General features: G+C 72.9%; 5 protein-coding genes. All 5 read right to left on the bottom strand.

What is annotated here, in order from left to right; translation table 11 throughout:
• Window positions 1-25: 25 nt before the first annotated feature.
• The gene (locus DEJ49_RS29410; RefSeq protein ID WP_150186902.1) at window positions 26-3,265 is read right to left on the bottom strand and encodes an amino acid adenylation domain-containing protein; all 3,240 of its coding nucleotides are present in this window, start codon (window positions 3,263-3,265) and stop codon (window positions 26-28) included.
• A gap of 36 nt (window positions 3,266-3,301) precedes the next feature.
• Entirely contained in the window at window positions 3,302-3,514 is a 213-nt protein-coding gene (locus DEJ49_RS29415) for an MbtH family protein (protein WP_150186903.1), read from the bottom strand.
• Window positions 3,515-3,538: 24 nt separating this feature from the next.
• Complete coding sequence (locus DEJ49_RS29420) at window positions 3,539-15,490, bottom strand: amino acid adenylation domain-containing protein (protein WP_150186904.1); 11,952 nt, start codon at window positions 15,488-15,490, stop codon at window positions 3,539-3,541.
• Window positions 15,491-15,523: 33 nt separating this feature from the next.
• Window positions 15,524-16,465, bottom strand: a complete 942-nt coding sequence (locus DEJ49_RS29425; protein ID WP_150186905.1) for a TauD/TfdA family dioxygenase — start codon at window positions 16,463-16,465, stop codon at window positions 15,524-15,526.
• Between the two features lie 65 nt (window positions 16,466-16,530).
• On the bottom strand, window positions 16,531-26,181 hold the full coding sequence (locus DEJ49_RS29430; protein ID WP_190329482.1) for a non-ribosomal peptide synthetase: 9,651 nt from the start codon (window positions 26,179-26,181) through the stop codon (window positions 16,531-16,533).
• Window positions 26,182-26,288: the final 107 nt, after the last annotated feature.

Raw genomic sequence — 26,288 nt, forward strand, 5'->3', positions numbered from 1 at the left:
GTGCCGGTCTGTGTCGTTCCGTCGTTCACTGAGCCGTACGCCCCTCGCTCACCAGCTGCACCAGTCCGGCCAGGGTCGGCTCGTCGAGCAGTCGCTGTATGTCGATCACCATGCCGAAGCGGTCCTCGGCGGCCGCCATGAACTCCGCCATGGCCAGCGAGTCGCCGCCCGCGGAGAAGAAGTCGGTGTCCAGCTTCACCCGCACCTGCGGTACACGCAGACACGACGAGAACAGCCGGGCCAACTCCCAGGTGACACGGGTGGATCCGCCCGTGACAACGGGGGCGGGCACCGTGGTTACGGGGGCCGGAGCCGCCGGAACCGGGGCGGGCCCGGCCGTGCTCGTGGCGGCCGTCTCCTCCGCCTGCCCCACCTTGCCGTTCGAGGTGAGCGGCAGTTGGTCCGTGACGGTGAACGCCGTCGGGATCATGCCGCCGTGCAGGCGCTCGGCGAGATGACGGCGTACCGCCTGCTCGTCCCAGGAGCCCGGACTTTCGGGCACGACGAACGCGTGCAGCCGGCCGTCACGCTCCACGGCGTGGCAGGCGGAGACCCCCGGCGCCTTCTCCAACACCCGCTCGACTTCGTACAGTTCGACCCGCTGGCCCCGGATCTTGACCTGCCGGTCGCGGCGCCCGACGTACTCCAGGGAGCCGTCCTCCCGCCACACGCACAGGTCGCCGGTCCGGTACATCAAGCGTCCCGGCCGCCCCGCGAACGGGTCCGGCACGAACGAATCGGCCATCAGGTCGGGGCGCCCGAGATAGCGGCCGACACCGATCCCCGCGATGTACAGCTCGCCCGGACTTCCGGCGGGCAGCAGCCGCCGCTCCTCGTCCAGGACGTAGACCCGCTTGCCCGCGACCGGGCGGCCGATCGGCGGTTCGTCCTCCCCGGCGCACTCGTGCCAGGTCGACCAGACCGCCGCCTCGGCCGGACCGTACAGGTTGAGGAGCCTGCGGCCGGGCGCCGTCCAGCGGCGGACCAGCGCGCCGGGCAGCCGCTCGCCCGCGAAGGCCGCGATGCGCAGGTTGGGCAGCGCGTCGTCCGCGAGCACCGACCACACCGACGGCGTCATGATGGCGACGCTCACCCGCCGCTCGCGCAGCAGCCGCGACAGCGGCGGCCCGGGGGTCAGCTGCGCGGTCCGGGCGACGACGAGCGTCGCCCCGCACAGCAGCGCGAGGACGGCCTCGGAGACGATGCCGTCGAAATTCAGCGACAGGAACTGCAGCACCCGGTCCTGCGGCCGGATCCGGAACACCTCGCGCTGCGCCAGGTGCAGGTTCGTCAGCGCCTCATGGCTGTTGGCGATGGCCTTCGGCCGGCCCGTGGTGCCACTGGTGAACACGACGTAGGCGGTGTTGCCCGGCGCGACACCGGTGATCGGCGGCGTGGCGGCGCGTGCGGCGGGATCGAGCCGTACGACGTCGGCGGGCACCCCCAGCGCCGCGATCCGCTCCCCGGTGGCGTCGTCGGCGACGACGAGCCGCGCGGACGTCTGCTCCAGCATGGTCCGCAGCCGCTCGCCGGGGCAGTCGGCGGAGGCAAGCAGGAAGGCGCCCCCGGCCTTGGCGACCGCCAGGATGGCGACCACCAGCCGCACGGAGCGTTCCATGCTGATGGCGACGACCGTCTCGGGCTCGACGCCGAGATCGCGCAGCCGGTGCGCGGCGCCGTTGGCCAGGGCGTCGATGTCCGCGTACGAGTACACGACGCCCTCGTCCTCGACGGCCGTGGAGTCCGGCGCGAGGCGGGCCCGCTCCTCGAAGAGCAGCTGCCAGCAGATCTGGGCGGCGCCGTCGTCGGACCCGGTGTCGTTCCACTCGGCGACGATCTGGTGCCGTTCGAGATCGGTGACCGTCTTGGCCGCCGGTACGGCCTCGGGCTCCACGGGTTCCCGGCACACCTGGGCCTCGGTCCCGGCCGTACGGTCCACGCGCACCGCCGCCCGGCGCCGCGAACGCGTGTTGCAGTGCGGCCCCCACTCCACCGGGTCCGCCTCCACCGGTGAGAGCCCGAACCGCTCGTAGCGCTCGACGAAGCCGAGGATCGCCCAGCGGGCCAGGCGCTCGGCGAACGGCGCGCCCAGGCAGTAGTGCGGCCCGGAGCCGAAGCCGAGGTGGCGGCCCTCGCTGCGGGTGATGTCGAACGCGGTGGGGTCGGTGAACTTGCGCGCGTCGAGGTTGGCCGCGGCGAGCAGGACGAGGACTCCGTCCCCGGCCTTCATCCGAGCCCCGCCGATCTCGATGTCCCGCGCGGCATGCCGCCCCACGTACTGACTGGACCCGTCGAGCCGCAGCACCTCGGCCACGGCGGAGTCGGCGAGCGTGGGGTCCGCCCGCAGCCGCCGCAGCTGCTCCGGGTGCTCGGCGAGCAGCAGCAGCCCGCTGGAGACCAGGTGCGTGAGGGTCTGGTAGCCACCGGCGACCAGGACCAGCGCGTTGGCGGCGACGAGCTGCAGCAGCTCGGCGGACGGCTCGTCCGAACCGTTTGAGGTCTCGGCACCCTCTGGTGCGTCGGCACCGTCGTCCCGCAGTGCCGTCGCCAGCGTGGACACGAGGTCGTCACCGGGCGCGGCGAGGCGTTCGGCGGCCAGCCGGCGCAGCCCGGCGAGCGCCTTGTCGAGCAGCGGCACCGTCTCCAGGTCGGCACGGCTGGGGAACGTGGAGACGCTGCTGAGCAGGCGCTCGTACGCGTCGGCCCACGCGGTCAGTTCAGCGCCGCGGCCCGTCATGCCGAGCAGATGCGTCATCAGGTGCTCGGGCAGCCGCTCCGCGAAGTCCTTCACCAGGTCGATGGTCCCGGCGTCGGGCAGCGCGTCCAGGGCGCGGTCGGCGATGGCCCGCAGGTCCGGGTCGTGCCGTTGCAGTCCTGCCGGTGAGAACTCGGCGCGCAGGGCGTTCCTGATCCGGGTGTGGTCCGGCGGATCGTTGAAGAGGAACTGGGCGGACAACATCTCGGCGGTCGGCACGATGCCGCTCATGCCGCGCGCCGCCAGGTCGTCGGGGGAGTGGTGGCGCGCGGACGAGAACGCCCGGTGGTTGGCGAGGATCTCGACCGACTCGGCGTACCCGGAGCAGACCCAGACGCCTCCCACCTCGTCGTAGAAGACGGGCGGAAGCTCGGCTATCGCCCTCCAGTAGAGCCCGGGATCGGCTATGACCTCGGCACGGCGCAGATGGTGGATGCCGTGCCGCGCACGGTCGTAGCCGGTGCGCGCACGGTCGTGGCCGGCGGCGGGACGGGCGGTCGGGGACCCCACGCTCTTCCCTCTCTCCTTGCTTGTCGCTGCTCGTCGCTACTTGTCGGCCATGCGCTGCGCGAGGCTGCGCGGGCGCATGTCGGTCCAGTTCTCCTCGATGAACCGCAGGCAGGCCTCGCGCGTGTCGCTCGGGTGCGCGGTGGTCCAGCCCGCGGGCACGTCCACGGTGACCGGCCAGAGCGAGTGCTGGTTCTCGTCGTTGACGAGCACCACGTACGTGCCGTCCGGGTTCTCGAAGGGGTTCGTCATGTCGGCTCCTTAAGGGGGACTTGGTCAGGGTGTGTGGTTCTGGAGGGCGCGGGAGAGGATCTCGCCCACGGGCTTCAGGACGTCCGGCAGCAGCATGTCGTCGTGACTGCACGGGACGTGGTGCTCGTCGACCCGTCCGGTGACGTGGGGCGTCCAGGCGTCCCGTCCCTTGCCGGGGACGGTCGGGGCCCCGTCGCGCCCCAGCCCGGCGGTCAGTACGAGCAGGTCGCCCCGGTACGTGCCGGGCGTGAACGCGGCGCCGATGCCCGCGTTGTGCCGCAGCGTGTGCGCGAACGTCCGCAGGTCGTCCGCCGTCAGGTTGGCCATCACCGCGCCGACCTGCCGGAAGAACGCGCTCAACGCGGCCGGTGTGAGCGGCTCGTCGGCGCCGACGGTCGTGATGGCGGCCGGGTCGTAACCGGCGTTGGCGGCGATCATCCGCAGCATGCTGTCCTCGTCCGCGGGCACCGGCTCGTCGCCGTCCTTCGCCGCGGCGGGAAAGGCGTCCAGGAGCGCGAGGAGCGCGACCTCCTCGCCCTGCTCCTGGAGCTGCGTCGCCATCTCGAAGGCGACGAGACCGCCGAACGACCAGCCGACGAGGTGGTACGGCCCACCGGGCCGCACGGACCTCAGCTGCTCCACGTAGTCCGCCGCCATCGCCGCGAGCGTGGCCGGGGGCTCGGCGCCCTGCAGCAGCGTGCGGGCCTGGAGGCCGTACAGCGGGTGGCCGGGTGGCAGATGGTCCTTGAGGTGGTAGTAGCCCCAGCTGTGCCCGCCGGCGGGGTGGACGCAGAAGACGGGCGCGCGGTCCCCTTCCACGTGCAGCGGCAGCAGGACGTCGCCCTGTGCCCTCTCCGCCCCGTGCACCCGCTCGGCGAGCCCGGCGACGGTGGGCGCCTCGAAGAAGTCCCTGGGCCGCAGCTGCGCGCCGAGGGCGGCACGGATCCGCCCGATGAGACGCATGGCGAGCAGGGAGTGCCCGCCGAGGGCGAAGAAACTCGTGTCGCCGCCGATCCGGCCGACGTCCACGCCGAGCACCTCGGCGAAGAGGCCGGCGATGATCCGCTCGTGCGGGGTGGCGGGGGCGCGGCCGGGGGCGGCCGTGTCGCCGGTGTGGTCGGGGGCGGGAAGTGCCTTGCGGTCCAGTTTCCCGTTGGGGGTCAGGGGGAGGGCGTCGAGGGGGACGAGGGCGGTGGGGACCATGTACGCGGGGAGGGCGCGACGGAGCCGGTCCTGGAGGCCGTCCGCGTCGAACGGTGTCCCATCCTCGGGCACCACGTAGCCCGCCAGGCGGTGGTCGCCGGGCCGGTCCTCTCGGATGACGACGGCGGCGGCGACGACGGCAGGGTCCGCGGTCAACGCGGCCTCGACCTCGCCGAGTTCGATGCGGTGGCCGCGCAGCTTCACCTGGTCGTCGGTGCGTCCGAGGTAGCGCAGGGTGCCGTCGTGGTTCCAGGCCGCCAGGTCGCCCGTGCGGTACATGCGTGTCCCGGCCGGACCGTGGGGGTCGGCGACGAAGCGTCCGGCGGTGAGTCCGGGCCGGTTCAGATAGCCCCGCGCGAGTCCGGCCCCCGCGATGTACAGCTCGCCCGCGACGCCGGGCGGGACCGGGCGCAGGGAGGCGTCCAGGACGTACACCCGTGTGTTGGAGATCGGACGGCCGATGGACGGAGCGGTTCCGCCACCGTCACCGCCCTCGTCACCGCGACCGCCACCGCCGCCGCTCAGCTCGGCAGCCGTCGACCAGATGGTGGTCTCGGTGGGCCCGTACACGTTCGTCACCGCCCGGCCGAGCCCGCGAAGGGTCTCCGCCAGAGCCGCAGGGACGGCCTCGCCGCCCACCAGCACCCGGCGCAGGTCGAGGTCCGAGGCGCCGGGCGCGGCCGCCAGCTCCCGCCACAGCGAGGGCGTCGCCTGCACGACGGTGACCTCGGCGTCGGCGATCAGCCGGACCATGGCCGACGGATCGCCCGCCACGGTCGCGTCGGGCAGTACGACCCCGGCACCGCACAGGAGCGGCAGGTAGATCTCGAGCCCGGCGATGTCGAACGCGACCGTCGTCACGGAAAGGAACCGATCGCCCTCCCGGCCCCCGACCCGGCCCCGCATGTCGTCCATGAAGTTGGCGAGGCCGCGGTGCGGGACGGTGACGCCCTTGGGGGTGCCGGTGGAGCCGGAGGTGTAGATGACGTAGGCGGGGTGGGCGGGGTCGGGCGCCGTGGCCGGGTCGCCGGGGTCCAGGGAGGCCGTCCGCTCCTGGAGGGCGGGATCGTCGAGGAGGACGGTCGGAGTGCCCTCGGGCCACAGGCCGGTGGTGCTCGCCTCGGTCAGGACGAGGGTGGGGCGGGCGTCCCGGATCATGTGGCGGATGCGGTCCGCCGGGTAGGCGGTGTCGATGGGCAGGTAGGCGGCGCCCGCCTTGAGCACGGCGAGCAGCGCGATGACCAGCTCGGGCGACCGTGGCAGGGTGAGGCCGACGATGTGCTCGGGGCCGACGCCGTGCTCGGCCAGGAGGTGCGCCAACCGGTTGGCGCGGGCGTTGAGTTCGCCGTACGTGAGGTGCGTGCCGTGGGCGACGAGGGCGACGGCGTCGGGCATGGCGGCGGCCCGCGCCTGGAACAGCTCGGGCACGGTGGCGGCCGGCACCGTGGTGACCGTGTCGTTCCACTCCTCGAGGACCCGGTGCCGTTCGTCCTCGGTCAGGACGTCGACGGTGGCGACGCCCCGGCCGGGATCGGCGACGACGGTACGCAGCACGCGCAGCAGCCGTTCCACCAGCGCGGCCGTCGTGCGCTGCTCGAACAGGTCGGTGCGGTACGTGAGGGAGCCGAGGATTCCGTCGGGGGAACCGTCCTCGCCGTGCCGTTCGGCCAGGCTCAGCGCCAGGTCCGTGCGCGCCGCGTGGAAGTCCGCGGGCCGCACGGAGGCGTCGAGCCCACCGAACTTCAGGTCGGCACGGGGGGTGTTGTTGAAGGCCAGCATGACCTGGAAGAGCGGGTGGTGGGCGAGGGACCGGGTGGGGTTGAGGGCCTCAACGAGGCCTTCGAAGGGGACGTCCTGGTGGGCGTAGGCGTTGAGGTCGGCTTCGCGGACGCGGTCGAGGAGTTCGGTGAAGGTGGGGTCGCCGGACAGGTCGGTGCGCAGGACGAGAGTGTTCACGAAGAAGCCGACGAGGTCGTCGAGTTCTTCCTCGCCGCGCCCTGCGACCGGCGTCCCGATGGGGATGTCCGTGCCCGCGCCGAGCCGGTGCAGGAGTACGCCGAGCGCGGCCTGCAGCACCATGAACACGGTGGTCTGCCGCGACCGTGCGAGGTCCGAGAGGCCCTGGTGCAGTTCGGCGTCGATGCGTACCGGGACCACCCCGCCCTCGGCTCCCGCCTGATCCGGGTAGGGGTGGTCGGTGGGCAGGTCGATGCGGTCGGGGAGTCCGGCCAACGCATCTGTCCAGTAGCCGAGTTGTCCGGACAAGACGCTGTCGGGGTCATCGGCTTCGCCGAGGAGTTCGTGCTGCCACCGCGTGTAGTCGGCGTACTGGACCGGCAGCGGCTCCCACACCGGTCTTTCGCCCGCGCACCGGGCGGCGTAGGCGGTGCTCAGGTCGCGGGTCAGCGGCCCCATGGACCAGCCGTCGCCGGCGATGTGATGGATCACGAGTGCGAGCACGTGCTCGTCCGCAACGTCCTCGACCGTGAACAACGCGGCACGGAGCGGCAGTTCGGATGCGAGGTCGAAGGGATGGCGCACCGCACGGTTCACGGCACCGGCCAGTTCCGCCTCGCTCACCGTCTCGACGTCCACCACCGGCCGCGCGTCGGCGGCCGGGCGGATGTCCTGGTACGGCTGCCCGTCGACGTCCGGGAAGACGGTGCGCAGCGCCTCGTGCCGCCCGACCACGTCGCCCAGCGCGGCGAGCAAAGCCTTTGTGTCCAGGGCGCCGGAAAGTCGCAGCACGACCGGCACGTTGTACGTCGGGCTCGGCCCGTCAAGCCGGTACAGGAACCACAGCCGGCGCTGCGCGAAGGACAGAGGCGTCCGCTCCGGACGCGCGGCGGGCGCCAGAACGGGGCGTACGGCCGAATTCGCCGGTACGTCGACCGTACGGGCGAGGGCGGCGACCGTCGGCGCCGCGAACAGGTCGCGTATCGCCAGGTCCACGCCCATCACCGCGCGGACGCGGCCGGTGAGGCGCATGGCGAGGAGGGAGTGTCCGCCTAGGTCGAAGAAGTTGTCGTCGACGCCGATCCGGTCGAGGCCGAGGACTTCGGTGAAGAGTCCGGCCAGGATTTCCTCGCGTGCGTCGCGCGGGGCGCGGGAGGGCGCGGATGTGCCGCTGTAGTCGGGTGCGGGCAGCGCCTTGCGGTCCAGCTTCCCGTTCGGCATGAGCGGAAGGGCGTCCAGGACCACCACGGCGGACGGGACCATGTGCTCGGGCAGACGGGCGGTGACGGCTTGCTTCACCTGGTCGACGTCCGGGCTCTGACCGGCGACGACGTAGCCGACGAGGCGGCGGTCGCCGGGGCGGTCCTCGCGGATGAGGGCAGCGGCAGCGGTGACGCCGGGGCCGGCGGACAGTGCCGCCTCGACCTCGCCGAGCTCGATGCGGAAGCCACGCAGTTTGACCTGGTCGTCGGTGCGGCCGAGGTAGCGGAGGGTGCCGTCGTCGTTCCAGGAGGCGAGGTCGCCGGTGCGGTACATGCGTGATCCGGCGGGCCCGTAAGGGTCGGCGACGAAACGTTCCGCGGTGAGGCCGGGCCGGTTCAGGTAGCCGCGTGCGACGCCCGCTCCGGCCACGTACAGCTCACCGGGCATGCCGGGCGGCACAGGACGCAGGCTCTCGTCGAGGACGTACGTGCGTACGTTGCCGACGGGGCGTCCGATCGGCGGTACCCCGGCGCCGGACAGTGGGTCGCTCAGGGTTGCACAGACGGTGGCTTCGGTGGGCCCGTACGCGTTGAACAGCTTGCGTCCTGCGGACCAGCGTTCGGCGGTGTCGGGTGGGCAGGCCTCGCCGCCCACGACGACGGTCATGGTCTCGGGGACCTGTGTCAGGTCGAGGATGCTCAGGGCGGAGGGCGGCACCATGCAGTACGTGACGCCTGCGGTGTTCACGAGGCGGGCGAGTGGGGTGCCGGGGGCGAGTTCGTGGGTGTCGGCCACGACCAGGGCGGCGCCGGTCAGCAGGGCCAGGCTCCAGTCCCAGGTGGCGGCGTCGAAGCTGGGGGAGGCGAACTGGAGGACGCGGCTGCCGGGGCCGAGACCGAGGTGGGGTGCGGAGGACGCGACCAGGTTCACCAGGCCTTCGTGCGTGACGACGACGCCCTTGGGGGTGCCGGTCGAGCCGGAGGTGTAGATGACGTAGGCGGGATGTTCAGGGGCGGGGACGCTCGCGGCCGGATTCGTGGTGTCCAGTGCCGCCAACTCCGCCTGTAGGGAGGGCTCGTCGAGGCGTACGACTGCCGTGTCCTGTGTCCACAGGGCGGTGGTCGTCGCATCGGTCAGGACGAGCGTCGGTCGGGCGTCTTCGACCATGAAGCGGATCCGGTCCACCGGGTAGCCGGTGTCGATCGGCAGGTAGGCGGCTCCGGCCTTCCACACGGCGAGGACGGCGACGACGAGTTCCGGTGACCGGGGCAGTGCGAGCGCGACCACCTGCTCCGGGCCCACGCCCCGGTCGACCAGCAGGCGTGCGAGCCGGTCCGCCCGTGCGTCCAGCTCGGCGTACGAGTAAGCACTGCTGCCGTCGGCCGCCACCACCGCCGGGGCGTCCGGGGCTTGGGCGACCCGCGCCGCGAACATGGCGGGCGCCGTTTCCTCCGGTACCTCCACGACCGGCCCGGAAGCCCATCCGTCCAGAACGCTCCCGCGTTCGTCGGCCGAGAGCAGTTCCACCGCTCCGACCCGCTGCCCCGCGTCCTCCGCCATCGCCGTCAGGATCCGCACGAGACGGCCGAGGACGGCGTCCGCGTCCGAGGAGGTGTAGCTGTCGGTGCGGTGGTCGAGGCGCAGCCGCAGTTCGGGGCCGGGGACGACGACGAGGGTCAGGGGGTAGTGGGCGCCGTCGTAACCCGTGGCTCCGGTGACCCGCAGGCCACCTTCCCCGTCCCCGTCCCCGTCCCCGTCGGCGGAGTGCGCCGTGCGGGGCGACAGATAGTTCTCGAAGGCGACGACGGTGTCGAAGAGCCCGCCCACACCGCCCGAACCACCCGCCCCGGCCACCCGCTGGATCTCCGTCAGGGACACGTGCTGGTGCGGCAGCAACGCGCCCTGCTCCTCCTGGACGCGTCCCGCCAGACCCGCCCACGTGTCCTGGGAGTCCAGTCGCACGCGGACCGGCACCGTGTTGATGAACAGGCCGATCATGCCCTCGACGCCGGGGATCTCCGGCGAGCGTCCCGACACCACCGCGCCGAAGACCACGTCGTCCTGACCGGTCATCCGGCCGAGCAGCACCCCCCACGCGCACTGCACCAGCGTGTTGAGGGTCACGCCGGATCGGCGGGCCTGCGCCTCGAGCGCCGTCGTCGTGGCCGCGTCCAGGTGGGACACCAGCCGCTCCGACAGGGACACGGACCCCGGGGCGGCCGAGGACGTGGCGGCCGATGCCGCGTACGTCGGTTCGGCCCCCGCCAGCGCCTCGGCCCACGCGTCGTGCGCGGCGGTCCGGTCGCGCTCCACGAGCCAGGACAGGTAGTCGCGGTAGGGCGTCGTCCTCGGCAGGGCGGAGTCGTCGCCCCCGGCCGCGTACAGCCGGTACAGGGCGAGGAGTTCGTTGATGTGGAGGCTCGACGACCAGCCGTCGGTGAGGATGTGATGCTGGGTGATGACCAGGCAGTGCCGGTCCTCGCCGAGACGCACCAGCGCGAACCGCATCAGCGGCGGCCGGGTCAGGTCGAAGCGTCGCGCCCGCTCCTCGCTGAGGAACGCGTCCAGGATTCCTTCGGCTTCGGCGGCATCGGCACGGTCGCTGAAGTCCACGTCCTGCCACGGCAGCCGCGTGCCGTTCTCGATGATCTGGACCGGCCGGTCCAGGCCCTCGTGGTGGAACGCGGCACGCAGGTTCGGGTGGCGTTCCAGCATGCGCTGTGCCGCCGCCCGCAGGGACGCGCCGTCCACGGGGCCGTCGAGGCGGAGCGCCATCTGGACGGTGTAGACGTCGTGGGCGTCGGGTTCCGCGCCGTCGGCCAGGGCGTGGAAGAGCATGCCCTCCTGCAGCGGGGACAGCGGCCAGACGTCGGCCAGCTCCGGGTAACACTGCTCCAGGCGGGCGATCTGCTGTTGGGTGAGGTCGACGAGGTCGAGGTCGCTGGGGGTGCGACCGGCGGGCGCGGAGCCCTGGGCGTGGGCGCCGAGCGCGGCGAGAGCGGCCAGCCAGGCGTCGGCGAGCTCCTGGACACGGTGGCGCGGGAACAGCGCCTCGGGCCACTTGAAGGTCGCGCTCAGCTCGGAGCCGTCGGCGGAGTCCACGGTGACCGCGTTGATCATCAGCGGGTGCGGGGCCCGCATCCGCGGGTCGAGGCCGCCGAGCGAGGGGCTGCCGGGGACCTGCTGCCAGTCCGCGGCCGAGGTGTCGGCGCCGGGGGCCGGTACCGCGAACCGGCCGAGGTAGTTGAAGGAGACCTGCGGCTCGGCGAGCCGGGCGAGGGCGGGGGCCGTCTCCGGGTTGAGGTGGCGCAGCAGTCCGTACGCGAACCCGTTGTCGGGCACGGCCCGCAGCTGCTCCTTGACCCGCTGGAGCGCGCGGCCGACCGCGGGCCCGCCGGTCCGCAGCTCGGCGGCCGGTACGGCGCCCGGGTCGAGGCGCACCGGCGCCATGCCGGTGAACCAGCCGACCGTGCGGGTGGTGTCGGCCCCGGCGAGGTCGTCCTGGCGGCCGTGGCCCTCCAGGTCGACGAGCGTGCCCGTGTGCCGGGGGTCGTCGCGCCAGGCGGCGAGGGCGACCGCGAGCCCGGTCAGGAGCACTTCGTTGGTCGTGGCGTGCAGGGTGGCGGGCGCGCCGGCCAGGAGCGCCCCGGTCAGCCCGGCCGGTACGGTCACGCGCAGCGAGGCCAGCGTGCCGGCGGTGCCGCGCGCGGAACGGTCCCCGCCGCCCGTGTCCCCGTCCACACCCGTTCCGAGGCGTGGTTCGGGCGCGGACAGCATCTCGGTCCACTGCGGCAGCGTCGCCGTGGTCCGCGGCTCGTGGGCCAGCTCGGTGAGCCGGTGCGCCCACTGCCGGAACGATGTGCCGACCGGCGCCAACTCGGGTGCGCGCCCCGCGAGTACGGCCGTGCCCGCGAGGGCGAGGTCGGGCAGCAGGATCCGCCAGGAGACGCCGTCGATCACCAGGTGATGGATCGTCAGCAGGAGTCGTCCCGGCTCCTCGGGTCCGTTGTCGAACCAGACGGCCTGCAGCATGACGCCGTCGTGCGGGGCGAGCCGTGCGCGTGCCTCTTCCGCGTGCCGTACGAGGAGTTCACGCCGCCGCTCGTCGTCGAGGCCGGCGGTGACCACCTGGACGAGGTGCGGCTCGACCGGCACCGTCCCGGCCGGCGGGACCACCAGCACAGGGTGCGTCTCGTCCCGCCGCACGAGCCGCGCCCGCAGCACGTCGTGGTGGTCGACGAGCGCCTGCAGCACGGCGCCGAGCCGACCGCGGTCGATGCCCGCGGGCACCTGCACGAAGACGGACTGGTTGAACTCGTCGAAGGGGTGGCCGGGTTCGAGGAGCCAGTGCATGACGGGCGTCAGCGGCACCTCGCCCACTCCGGCACGATCGGAGCGATCGGCGCGATCGGCGTGGGCGTTGCCCGTGCCGGGCCCGCCGTTCCCCTCGACCGGCCGCGCCCTGCGGGCCAGCGCCCCGGGCGTCTGGTCCTTGAAGACGTCGCGCGGGGTGAGGTCGAGGCCGCGTTCGCGGGCGCGGGTGACCAGGACGATGGAGCTGATGCTGTCGCCGCCGAGGGCGAAGAAGCCGTCGTCGACGCCGACCTGGTCGGCGTCGAGCCCGAGGACGTCGGCGAAGAGTGCGGCGATGGTCCGTTCCCGCTCGGTGCCGGGGGCTCGGGCGGGGGTGGCGCGGGCGTAGTCGGGCACGGGCAGCGCCCGGTGGTCCAGCTTTCCGTGCGCGCTCAGGGGCAGCGTGTCCATGAGCACCAGGGCCGTCGGCACCATGTACTCGGGCAGCCGCGCGCCCACGGCCTTCTTCACCCGCTCGACGTCGACATCGGCCCCGTCGTCGGCCACGAGGTAGCCGACCAGACGGCGGTCGCCCGGCCGGTCCTCCCGGATGACGGCGGCGGCGGCCCGGACACCGTGGCAGGCGGTCAACGCGGCGTCGATCTCGCCCAGTTCGATGCGGAAGCCGCGCAGTTTCACCTGGTCGTCCGCGCGGCCCAGGAACTGCAGCGTGCCGTCGCGGTTCCACCGCACGAGGTCCCCGGTGCGGTACATGCGCGACCCGGCGGGCCCGTACGGATCCGCGACGAACCGTTCCGCGGTCATGCCCGGCCGGTCCAGGTAGCCGCGCGCGACCCCGGCCCCTGCCACGTACAGCTCACCGGGCACACCGGGCGGCACGGGGGACAGGCCCCCGTCCAGGACGTACGTCCGTACGTTCGCGATCGGCCGGCCGATCGGCGGCACCACCGCGCCCGACAGCGCCTCGCTCAGCGTCGCGCAGACCGTGATCTCCGTCGGCCCGTACGCGTTGAACATCTTGCGGCCCGCGGACCAGCGCTCCACGATCTCGGGACCGCAGGCCTCACCGCCGACGATCAGCGTCAGCGAGCCCGGCAGCGTCTTCTCGGAGAGCACCCGCAGCACCGACGGCACCAGCGTGCAGTGCGTGATCTCCTCGGTGCGCAGCAGCTCGATGAGGTCGGGTCCCGGCGTGAGCCGGTCCGCGTCGGCGAGCATAAGCGTGCCGCCCGTGAGCAGCGCCGTGAAGAACTCGGACGCGGCGGCGTCGAAGCTCGGCGACAGGAACTGCAGCACCCGCGAGCCGACACCGATGCCCCACTGCTCGGCCTGCGCGAGCGCGAAGTTGGCGAGTCCCCGGTGCGGCACGGTCACACCCTTGGGGGTGCCGGACGACCCGGAGGTGTAGATGACGTACGCCGGGTGGGCGACGTCCAGGGCGCACACGCGGTCGGCGTCGGTGAGGTCGGACGCGTCCAGGCCCGCCAGGTGCTCCCGCACCGCGGGGTCGTCGAGGACGACGACGTCCGTGCCGTCCTGCTCCGACAGGAGGCCGCGGGCACCGGCATGGGCCAGGACGAGGCCAGGGCGGGCGTCCCGCAGCATGAAGCGGATGCGGTCGACCGGGTAGGTGGTGTCCAGCGGCAGATAGGCGGCGCCCGCCTTCAGCACCGCGAGGAGGGCGGTGATCAGCTCGGGGGAGCGGGGGATCGCCAGGGCCACGATGTCCTCGGGGCCCACACCCCGCTCGACGAGGAGCCGCGCCAACCGGTTGGCGCGGGCGTTGAGGTCCGCGTACGACACGGGGACGCCGTCGGCGACGAGCGCGCTCACCTCGGGCACGGCCAGCGCACGCTCCTGGAACAGCTCGGCGGCCGTACCGGCGAGCTCCGGCGTGGCCGTGTCGTTCCACTCCCCGAGCACCCGGCGCCGCTCGTCGTCCGACAGCACGTCGAACGACGACACGCGCCGCTCCGGTGCGGCGACACAGCTCTCAAGCACGCGGACGAGCCGCCCGGCGAGGGCGGTGACCGTGGCGTGGTCGAACAGGTCGGTGCGGTACGAGATCACACCGCTGATCCCGTCGGCGGCCCCGTCGCCGTCGTGTTGCTCGGCGAAGCTGACGGACAACTCCATCCGGGCGGACTGGAGACGCACGGCCTGCGGGGACGCCTCGATCCCGCCGAACTCCACCGCCGCGCGCGGGGTGTTGTTGAAGGCCAGCATGACCTGGAAGAGCGGGTGGTGGGCGAGGGACCGGGTGGGGTTGAGGGCCTCCACCAGGCTTTCGAAGGGGACGTCCTGGTGGGCGTAGGCGTCGAGGTCGGTCTCGCGGACGCGGTCGAGGAGTTCGGTGAAGGTCGGGTCGCCGGACAGGTCGGTGCGCAGCACCAACGTGTTCACGAAGAAGCCGACCAGGTCGTCGAGCTCCTCCTCGCCGCGCCCCGCGACGGGCGTCCCGATGGGGATGTCCGTGCCCGCGCCGAGCCGGTGCAGGAGTACGCCGAGCGCGGCCTGCAGCACCATGAACACGGTGGTCTGCCGCGACCGCGCCAGCTCGACCAGGTCCTGGTGCAGTCCGGCGTCGATGCGCACCGGGACCGCACCGCCCTCGGCCCCCGCCTGTTCCGGGTAGGGGTGGTCGGTGGGCAGCTCGATGCGCTCGGGCAGCCCGGCCAGCGCGCCCTTCCAGTGGTTCAGCTGAGCGGACAGCAGACTGTCGGGGTCGTCGGCCTCGCCGAGGAGCTCGTGCTGCCACAGCGTGTAGTCGGCGTACTGGACCGGCAGCGGCTCCCACGACGGCGCGCCCCCGGTGCGACGGGCCGCGTAGGCGGTGCTCAGGTCGCGGATCAGCGGCCCCATCGACCAGCCGTCACCGGCGATGTGGTGGATCACGAGGGCGAGCACATGCTCGTCCACGGCGTCCTCGACCGTGAACAGCGAGGCGCGCAAGGGCAGTTCGGTCGCCAGGTCGAACGCGTACCGCAGCGCGGCGTCCATCGCGCCGGTCAGCTCCGTCTCGGCGACCGACGCGACGTCGAGGACCGGCCGCGCCTCGTCGGCCGGGCGGATGTCCTGGTACGGCCGGCCGTCGACGTCCGGGAAGACCGTGCGCAGCGCTTCGTGCCGCGCCACCACGTCGTGCAGCGCGGCACGCAGCGCGTCGACGTCCAGTGCGCCGGACAGGCGCAGCACCACCGGCACGTTGTAGGTCGCACTCGGACCCTCGTACCGGTACAGGAACCACAACCGACGCTGCGCATACGACAACGGCACCATGTGTTCTTGCGTTCCCCTCATGTCATGACAGCGGCTCGGGTCGTCGGGTTCGGGTCACCCGGACATGGCCACCAGGACGCGGCGCGGTCCGGTGTACGGGCGGCGGCCGTGCGCGACGGCCACGTTGTCGATCAGCAGCAGGTCGCCGTCGTACCAGTCGACGTCCACGGCGGCGTCGAGACCGTTGTCCCGCACGTGCGCCACGTACGCGTCGGGGATGGGGCTGCCGTCGGCGAACGTCACCGACTGCGGCAGCTCGTCCTCCGGCATCAGCTCGGAGAGCATCATCGCGGTGTCGGCGTCGAGACCGGCGAGGTGCCACTGGTCGAACTGGTTGAACCAGACCTCGTCGCCCGTCACCGGATGCCGCACGGTGGCCGGGCGCACCTGTGTGACGCGGAGACCGCCGTCCGCCTTCCACTCCCAGGACACGTCGGCGTCGGCGAGGTGCGCCTCCACCTCGTCCTTGTCGGACGTCTCGAACGTGTCCTGCCAGCTCTTGCCGAAGCCCGCCCCGCTCTGCAGGTTCTGCGTGTAGCGGATGCCCTTGCTGAAGGCCGCCCTGACCTCCTCGTCGAGGGAGCCGAGCCACACGGTGCCGTCGACGATGGGCGTCGCGCCGCCGGTCGCCGGCTGCCGCTCGCAGTAGAAGGCGAGCCGGGACGGCCACTTGCGGGCGTAGGACAGCTCGTTGTGCATGGAGATGGTGAACTCGGACGGGTACTCGGTCGAGGTGTAGACGTTGCTGCCGACCTTCGTGCGGGGCGAGTTGCCGTGCACGTAGGCGAGGCGGTTGGGCAGGAGCAGGTCGAGCGCCGAGTCGACCTGCTCCTTGGACGTGCCGAAGCCGCGGTAGACCAGGGCCTTCTTCGCGAGGAGCAGGTCGGCCGTCCGCGCGGTGTCGCTGATCGCCGCCAGCAGACCTTCGTGGTCCGCGGGCACCCCCGCCGTCTCCGGCGTCACCACGTGGGGCGTCCAGTCGCTCGACTTGCTCACGTCACTTCTCCTCTGATCCCTCGGGCTGCTTCTGTGGTCGGTCGTCTGCTCTGCGGGCGCGGGGCTCACGTCGTCCCGCGCGGCCGCGGCCGCAGCTTGGGCCTCGGCCTCGCCGCGGGCGCGCCCGGAGCGCCGAGGCTCCCGGCCAGCTCCGCCGGCGTCGGTCTGGTGAAGACCGTCCGCAGGTCGACCTCCGCGCCGAGGACGGTGCGGATGCGGCCGATGAGGCGCGTGGCGAGCAGGGAGTGCCCGCCGAGGTCGAAGAAGTTGTCGTCGACGCCGACCGGCTTCTCCAACCCCAGGACCTCGGAGAACAGCGCGACGAGCGCCTCTTCCCGGCTGTCGCGCGGGGGCCGGGAGGGGGCGGTGGCGGTGACGCTGGTGTGGTCGGGCGCCGGGAGCGCCTTGCGGTCCAGCTTCCCGTTGGGCGTCAACGGCAGGGCGTCGAGGGGGACGAGGGCGCCGGGCACCATGTGCTCGGGGAGGGCGCGGCGCAGCCGGTCCTGGATGCCGGGCCGGTCGAGCGGTGTCCCGTCCTCCGCCACGACGTAGCCCACCAGACGGTGGTCGCCCGGCCGGTCCTCCCGGATCACGACGGCCGCGGCTGCGACCGAGGGACAGCCGGTCAACACGGCGGCGACCTCGCCGAGTTCGATGCGGAAGCCGCGCAGCTTCACCTGGTCGTCGGTGCGTCCGAGGTAGCGCAGCGTGCCGTCGTTGTTCCAGGCCACCAGGTCACCGGTGCGGTACATGCGTGTCCCGGCCGACCCGTAGGGATCGGCGACGAACCGCTCCGCCGTGAGTCCGGGCCGGTTCAGGTAGCCCCGCGCGAGTCCCGCCCCCGCGAGGTACAGCTCGCCCGCGACACCCGGCGCGACCGGGCGCAGCGCGGCGTCCAGGACGTACACCCGCGTGTTCGCGATCGGGCGCCCGATCGGCGGCGCGACCTCGGAGTCACCGTCGGCGGCACACGGGTGGTACGTGACGTCGACCGTCGCCTCCGTCGGCCCGTACAGATTGTGGAGCCGCGCGGCGGGCAGTACGGCGCGGCAGCGCGACACCGTGTGGGCGTGCAGCGCCTCGCCGCTGCTGAACACGCGGTGCAGGGACACGCAGCGCCCGGCGGTCGGCTCGTTGAGGAACGCGTCGAGCATGGACGGCACGAAGTGCAGCGTGGTGACACCCTCCCTCGCCACGAGTCCGGCCAGGTACGCGGCGTCGTTGTGCCCGCCGGGCTTCGCCAGGACCATGGACGCGCCCTGGAACAGCGGCCAGAAGAACTCCCACACGGACACGTCGAACCCGGCGGGGGTCTTCTGCAGCACCCGGTCGCCTGCCCCGAGCCCGTACTCCGACTGCATCCACGCCAGCCGGTTCACCACACCGGAGTGCGGCACGGCGACGCCCTTCGGGGTGCCGGTGGAGCCGGAGGTGTAGATGACGTAGGCGGGGTGGGCGGGATCGGGCGCGATGGCCGGGTCGCCCGGATCCGATGCCGCCGTACGGCTCCGGAGGGCCGGGTCGTCGAGCAGGACGGCCGGGATGCCCTCGGCCCACGGGCCGGTGGTGCCGGTGTCGGTCAGGACAAGGGTGGGGCGGGCGTCCTCGACCATGTGACGGAGGCGTTCCGCCGGGTAGGACGTGTCGAGGGGCAGATACGCGGCGCCCGCCTTGAGGACGGCGAGCAGCGCGACGACCAGCTCCGGCGATCGGGGCAGGGCGACGGCGACGATGTGCTCGGGGCCGACGCCGCGCCCGGTCAGGAGCTGCGCCAACGCGTTGGCGCGGGCGTTGAGTTCGCCGTACGTGAGACGGGTGCCGTCAGCGTTGTCGATGCCGTCGCTGATCAGGGCGACGGCGTCCGGTGTGGCGGCGGCCTGCGCCTGGAACAGCTCGGGCACGGTGGCCGCGGGCACGGAGGTGACCGTGTCGTTCCACTCCTCGAGGACCCGGTGCCGCTCGCCCTCGGACAGCACGTCGACGGAGCCGACACGCTGCTCCGGGTCGTCCGCGACGGCCCGCAGCACCCGCAGCAGCCGTTCGACCAGCGCGGTCACCGTGGCCTGCTCGAACAGGTCGGTGCGGTACGCCACCGATCCGGTGATCCCGTCCGGCGCGTCACCCCCGCCCTGGCGCTCGGCCAGGTGCACCGTCAGGTCCATCCGCGCGGCCCGGATGCGCGCCTCCTGCGGAGTCGCCTTCGCCCCGGCGAAGGTCAGCTCGCCCCGCGGGTTGCCGTTGAGGCCGAGCATGACCTGGAAGAGCGGGTGGTGGGCAAGTGACCGGGTGGGGTTCAGCGCCTCCACCAGGCCCTCGAAGGGCACGTCCTGGTGGGCGTAGGCATTGAGGTCGGTCTCGCGGACGCGGTCGAGGAGTTCGGTGAAGGTGGGGTCGCCGGACAGGTCGGTGCGCAGCACCAACGTATTCACGAAGAAGCCGACCAGGTCGTCCAGCTCCTCCTCGCCACGCCCCGCGACCGGCGTCCCGATGGGGATGTCCGTGCCCGCGCCGAGCCGGTGCAGGAGCACGGCCAGCGCGGCCTGCAGCACCATGAACACGGTCGTCTGCCGCGACCGCGCCAGCTCGACCAGGGCCTGGTGCAGTCCGGCGTCGATCCGTACCGGCACGACACCGCCCTCGAACCCGGCCTGCTCCGGATACGGGCGGTCCGTCGGCAGGGCGATGCGCTCCGGCAGCCCGGCCAGCGCGTCACGCCAGTGGCCGACCTGCGCGGCGAGCAGGCTCTCCGGGTCGCTCTCGGCGCCGAGGAGATCGCGCTGCCACAGGGTGTAGTCCGCGTACTGCACCGGCAGCGGTGTCCATGCCGGGGCACGGCCGGAACGACGAGCGGCGTAGGCCGCGCTCAGGTCGCGGGAGAGCGGCCCCACCGACCAGCCGTCCCCGGCGATGTGGTGGATGACGAGGACGAGCACGTGCTCGTCTGCCGCGTCGTCGACGGTGAACAGCGCCGCGCGGAAGGGCAGTTCCGTCGCGAGGTCGAACGCGTGCCGCACCGCGCGGTCCACCGCACCGGACAGCTCCGTCTCGGGCACCGACGCGACGTCGAGCACCGGCCGCGCCTCGTCGACAGGGCGTACGTCCTGATACGGCTCGCCGTCCGTCTCCGGGAACACGGTGCGCAGCGCCTCGTGCCGCGCCACCACATCGCCGAGCGCCGCCCGCAGCGCCGCCGCGTCCATCGCACCGGAGATCCGGAGCACCGCGGCGCCGTTGTACGTCGCGCTGGGCCCCTCGAACCGGTACAGGAACCACAACCGGCGCTGCGCGAACGACAGCGGCATCCGCTCGGGACGCGCCACCGGCACGATCGGAGGCCGCGCCTCCGGGCTGCCGCCGAGCTGCCGGGTCAGACCGGCCACCGTCGGGGAGTCGAAGAACGCCTTGATGCCGAGCTGCGCGCCCATGGCACGCCGGATGCGGCCGATCACGCGCGCGGCCAGCAGCGAGTGCCCGCCCAGGTCGAAGAAGCTGTCGTCGACGCCGACCCGCTCGGGATCGATGCCGAGCACCTCGGCGAACAGGGCGGTGAGGATCTCCTCGTGCGGGCTGCGCGGCGGCCTCTCCTGCCGCCCCTCGGCTCCGGTGCCGGTGTCGGTGCCGGTGCCTGCGGTGTAGTCGGGTTCGGGCAGCGCTCTGCGGTCCAGCTTCCCGTGCGCGGTCAGGGGCAGCGCGTCGAGGACGACGACGGCGGTCGGCACCATGTACTCCGGCAGCCGCGCCGCGAGCCGCTCCCGCACCTCGGCGGGGTCGACGTTCCCTTCGGCGTCCGGGACGACGTAGCCGACCAGGCGCCGGTCGCCCTCCTGCTCCTCGCGCACCACCGCGGCCGCCCGCGCGACATGCTCGCAGCGCGTCAACTCGGCCTCGACCTCCCCGAGTTCGATGCGGTAACCGCGGAGCTTGACCTGGTCGTCCGCGCGGCCCACGAAGACGAGGGTGCCGTCACCGTTCCACCGCGCCAGGTCGCCGGTGCGGTACATCCGCGATCCCGCGGGCCCGTACGGGTCGGCGACGAAGCGCCCCGCGGTCAGACCGGGCCGCCGCAGATAGCCCCGGGCGAGCCCCGCGCCCGCCACGTACAGCTCACCGGGCACGCCGGGCGGCACCGGACGCAGGCCCGCGTCCAGCACGTACACCTGGGTGTTGGCCATCGGACGGCCGATCGGCACCGGCCCGTCCGGCAGCTCGTCGCCGGGCTCGATCCTGAACTCCGTGCAGTTCACCGAGGCCTCGGTCGGCCCGTACACGTTCATGACGGTCACGTCCGGGTGCCCCTGGCGCCACGTGCGCAGCGCCTCGCCGAGCAGCGCCTCACCGCCGAGCAGCAGCTCCTCGCGCGGCGAGACCTCGTCGGGGAGGCCTTCGAGGAGCGCCAGGTGACTGGGCGTGGCCTTGAGGAAGTCGCAGCCGAGCGAACGTACCTCCGCGTCGTCCGCGAGGCCGTCCCGCAGCTCGGTGAGGACCACGCGGCCGCCCGAGACGAGCGGGGTGAGGAGCGCGGTGATCGACAGGTCGAAGGAGAGGGACGTGTGCAGCAGCGCCACGCCCTTGGCGCCCGTGTAGCGCCGGCTCGTGTCCCGCAGGTAGTCGGTCACGGCCGCGTGCGGCACGACGACGCCCTTGGGGGTGCCGGTGGAGCCGGAGGTGTAGATGACGTAGGCGGGGTGGGAGGGATCCGGCGCGGTGCCCGGATCGCTCGGGTCGAGCGCCGCGGTCCGGCTCTGTAGCGCCGGGTCGTCGAGGAGGACGACCGGGGTGTCGTCGCTCCAGAGGCCGGTGGTGCTCGTGGCGGCCAGGACGAGGGTGGGGCGGGCGTCCCGGACCATGTGGCGGATGCGGTCCGCCGGGTACGTCGTGTCGACGGGCAGATACGCGGCGCCCGCCTTGAGCACCCCGAGGAGCGCGGCGACCGTCCCCGGCGACCGGGGCAGGGCGAGGGCGACGATGTGCTCGGGCCCGACGCCGTGCTCGGTGAGGAGCCGCGCCAACCGGTTGGCGCGGGCGTCGAGTTCGCCGTACGTGAGCTGCGTGCCGTCGCCCACGAGGGCGACCGCGTCCGGTGTGGCCGCGACCTGTGCCCGGAACAGCTCGACGAGCGTGCCGGGCGGGGCGGGCACGGCGGTGTCGTTCCACGTCCGCAGCATCTCGTGCCGCTCGGCGGCCGACAGCAGGTCCACCGACCCCACGTGCTGCTCGGGGTCGTCGAGGAGGCTCGCGAGGGCCTGGACGAACCAGCGGCCGACGGCTTCGACGCGCTCACGGGAGAACCGTCCCGCGTCGAACTGCAGGGCGCCGTCGATCCCCAGCGGCGCGCCGTCCGGGCCGAACCGCTCCCGCAATGTCAGCGTCAGGTCCCGGCGCGCGGCCCGCGTGTTCCAGGAGGATGCCGTGAGGCTCAGGCCGGGGATGTCGAGCTGCTGCGCCTCGTGGTTCTGCAGCGTGAGCATCACCTGGTACAGCGGCTGGTGGTCCGTGGTCCGGGTCGGGTTGAGGGCCTCCACCAGGCTTTCGAAGGGCACGTCCTGGTGGGCGTAGGCGTTGAGGTCGGCTTCGCGGACGCGGTCGAGGAGTTCGGTGAAGGTGGGGTCGCCGGACAGGTCGGTGCGCAGCACGAGGGTGTTGACGAAGTTGCCGATGAGGGTGTCCAGCTCCTGCTGGGCACGGCCCGCCGTCGGCGTGCCGATCGGGATGTCCGTCCCGGCGCCGAGCCGGTGCAGGAGCACGGCGAGAGCGGACTGCAGCACCATGAACACGGTGCTGCGCTGCCCCTTCGCGACCCGCACGAGGTCCTCGTGCAGCTCGGCCGGCAGGGACAGCTCCGCCACCTCGCCCCGCCGGTCGTCCGCCGCCCGCTCGGGCAGGTCGGTGGGGAGGTCGATGCGGTCGGGCAGCCCGGCCAGCGCGTCCTTCCAGTGGTCGAGCTGGCGGGCGAGGAGGCTGTCCGGGTCGCTCTCGTCGCCGAGGAGCTCGTGCTGCCACAGGGTGTAGTCGGCGTACTGGACCGGCAGCGGCTCCCACACCGGGCTTTCGCCCGCGCAGCGGGCGGCGTAGGCGGTCCCCAGGTCGCGGGCGAGGGGCCCCATGGACCAGCCGTCGCCGGCGATGTGGTGGATGACCAGGACGAGCACGTGCTCGTCGGCGGCGTCCTCCATGCTGAACAGGGCGCCACGGAACGGAAGTTCGGCGGCGAGGTCGAAGGGGTGGCGGACGGCGCGGTCCACGGCTTCGGCCAGCTCGGCCTCGGTGACCGACGAGACGCTCACCTCGGGCCGCGCGTCGGTGGCCGGGCGGATGTCCTGGTACGGCTGCCCGTCGACGTCCGGGAAGACGGTGCGCAGCGCCTCGTGCCGCCCGACCACGTCGCCCAGCGCGGCGAGCAAAGCCTTGGCGTCCAGGGCACCGGAGAGCCGCAGCACGACCGGCACGTTGTACGTCGCGCTGGGCCCCTCAAGGCGGTACAGGAACCACAGCCTGCGCTGCGCGAACGACAACGGCATGCGGTCGGGGCGCGCGGCGGGCACCAGCGCCGGGCGGTCGGCGGGGTTCGTCGTCGCTGCCACCGTACGGGCGAGGGCGGCGACGGTCGGCGCCGCGAAGAGGTCACGGACGACCAGGTCCACACCCATCACCGCGCGGACGCGGCCGGTGAGGCGCATGGCGAGGAGGGAGTGTCCGCCGAGGTCGAAGAAGTTGTCGTCGACGCCGATCCGGTCGAGGCCGAGGACTTCGGTGAAGAGTCCGGCCAGGATTTCCTCGCGTGCGTCGCGCGGGGCGCGGGTCGGCGTCGTCGTACCGCTGTAGTCGGGTGCGGGCAGCGCCTTGCGGTCCAGCTTCCCGTTCGGCATGAGGGGCAGTTCGCCGACGGTGACGACGGCGGCGGGGACCATGTGGTCGGGCAGGCGTGCGGCGACGGCCTGCTTCACCTGGTCGACGTCCAGGGTCTGACCGGCGACGACGTAGCCGACGAGGCGGCGGTCGCCGGGGCGGTCCTCGCGGATGACGGCAGCGGCGGCCCGTACACCGGGAGCGGCGGCCAACGCGGCCTCGACCTCGCCGAGTTCGATGCGGAAGCCACGCAGCTTCACCTGGTCGTCGGCGCGCCCCAGGAAGTGCAGGGTGCCGTCCTGGTTCCACCGCGCCAGGTCGCCGGTGCGGTACATCCGTGACCCGGAGGGCCCGTAGGGGTCGGCGACGAAACGTTCCGCGGTCAGCCCCGGTCGGTTCAGGTAGCCGCGTGCGACACCGGCCCCGGCCACGTACAGCTCACCGGGTACGCCGGGTGGGACGGGGGACAGACCCTTGTCCAGGACGTATGTGCGTACGTTGCCGACGGGGCGTCCGATCGGCGGTACCCCGGCGCCGGACAGTGGGTCGCTCAGGGTGGCGCAGACGGTGGCTTCGGTGGGCCCGTAGGCGTTGATCATCCGTCGGCCGGTGGACCAGCGTTCGGCAATGTCGGGTGGGCAGGCCTCGCCGCCCACGACGACCGTCAGGGTTTCCGGAACCTGTGTCAGGTCGAGGACGCTCAGGGCGGAGGGCGGCACCATGCAGTACGTGACGCCTGCGGTGTTCACGACGCGCGCGAGAGCGTCGCCGGGGGCGAGTTCGTGGGCATCGGCCACGACCAGGGCGGCGCCGGTCAGCAGGGCCAGGCTCCAGTCCCAGGTCGCGGCGTCGAAGCTGGGGGAGGCGAACTGGAGGACGCGGCTGCCGGGGCCCAGGCCGAGGTGGGGCGTGGAGGACGCGACGAGGTTCACCAGGCCTTCGTGCGTGACGACGACGCCCTTGGGGGTGCCGGTCGAGCCGGAGGTGTAGATGACATAGGCGGGGTGCGTTGGCCCAGGTGCGGAGAGGTCGGCGGGGATGCCTGCGGCCAACTCGGTTTGCACGGCGCGGTCGTCGAGGCGTACGACTGCCGTGTCCTGTGTCCACAGTGCGGTGGTCGTCGCATCGGTCAGGACGAGTGACGGGCGGGCGTCTTCGACCATGAAGCGGATCCGGTCCACCGGGTAGCCGGTGTCGATCGGCAGGTAGGCGGCTCCGGCCTTCCACACGGCGAGGACGGCGACGACGAGTTCCGGCGAGCGGGGCAGTGCGAGCGCGACCACCTGCTCGGGTCCGACGCCCCGGTCGACCAGCAGGCGTGCGAGCCGGTCCGCCCGTGCGTCCAGCTCGGCGTACGAGTAAGCAATGCTGCCGTCCGCCGTTACGATCGCCGGGGCGTCCGGGGCTTGGGCGACCCGCGCCGCGAACATGGCCGACGCCGTCTCCTCCGGTACCTCCACGACCGGCCCGGAACCCCATCCGTCCAGAACACGCCCGCGCTCATCGTTCGACAGCAGCTGCACATCCCCCACCCGCTGCCCCGCGTCCTCGGCAACGGACCCCAGCAGCCGCATGAAGCGGTCGGCGATGGCGGCGACCGTCGGGCGGTCGAAGCGGTCGGCACGGAAGTCCAGCCGCAGCTTGAGCACGTCGCCGGGTGAGACGGCGAGGCTCAGCGGGTAGTGGGTGGCGTCGCGGCCTTGGGTGGCGGTGGCCGTGAGGCGCGACGCGTGGTCACCGGCGGAGGTGTCCGGCGCGGCGGAGCCCTTGCGATTCGCGGGGAAGTTCTCCACGGCCATGACCGTGTCGAAGGCGTCGCCGATGCCGGCCGTCCGCTGAATGTCGGTCAGGGACAGGTGCTGGTGCGGAAGCAGCGCGGCCTGCTCGTCCTGTACGCGCACCGCCAGGTCGGCCCACGTGTCCAGGGAGTGCAGCCGTACGCGGACGGGCACCGTGTTGATGAACAGCCCAATCATGCTCTCGACGCCGGGGATCTCCGGTGAACGGCCCGACACCACCGCGCCGAAGACCACGTCGTCCTGACCGGACATCCGGCCGAGGAGCACACCCCACACGGACTGGACGAGCGTGCTCAGCGTGACGCCGAGACCGCGGGCCCGGGCCTGAAGCGCGGCGGTGGTGTCCTGCGGAAGATGCGCGACGAAACTCTCGGGGAACACAGGTGCCGCGTCGTCAGCGGGGCCTGTGGTGACTGGAGTTGCAAGGTGAGTGGGTTCCGCTCCTGCCAGCGCACGCGTCCACGCCTCACGCGCACCCTCGCGGTCCTGCTCGGAGAGCCAGACGAGGTAGTCGCGGTAGGGCGTAACGGGCGGGAGGGCACTGTCGTCGCCCTTGGAGTCGTACAGGGCGAGCAGTTCGCGCACCATCAGGGACGAGGACCAGCCGTCGACGAGCACATGGTGCTGGGTGACGACCAGTCGGCTGCCGCCCTCCTGCGGCGAGTTGTCGCCGCCGGAGTGCCTGAGGAGCGCCATGCGCAGCAGCGGCGGGCGGTCGAGCTCGAACCGGCGGGCCCGCTCGGCGTCCGCGAACGCGCGCAGTTCGGCCTCGGTCCGCGCGGGCGAAAGGTGGGTGAGGTCGATCTCCTCCCACGGCAACTCCACGTCGCGCGCGACGACTTGGACGGGCTCGTCGAGGTCGTCCACCCAGAACGCCGCCCGCAGGTTGGCGTGCCGGTCGAGCAGGGCCTGACCGGCCGCGCGCATGGCTCCGGCGTCCAGGGCGCCCTCGAAGTCGAGGATCAGCTGCACGACATAGGCGTCAGGCCCTTCGCGGTCGGCGAGGGCGTGGTAGACCAGCCCCTCCTGTAGCGGCGACAGCGGCCAGACGTCCTCGAGCTCATGCGACAAGGTTGATCCACTCTCCGTACCAGGCGCCGCAACGTGCCGAGGAAGCCCATTGCCAGTGCGCGCGACCACTTCACCGGAACCGGAATGCGGCCGTCCGCCCGCTGATT

Origin of the sequence: Streptomyces venezuelae, assembly GCF_008642335.1 — a bacterium.
GTDB classification, from domain to species: Bacteria; Actinomycetota; Actinomycetes; order Streptomycetales; family Streptomycetaceae; genus Streptomyces; species Streptomyces venezuelae_F.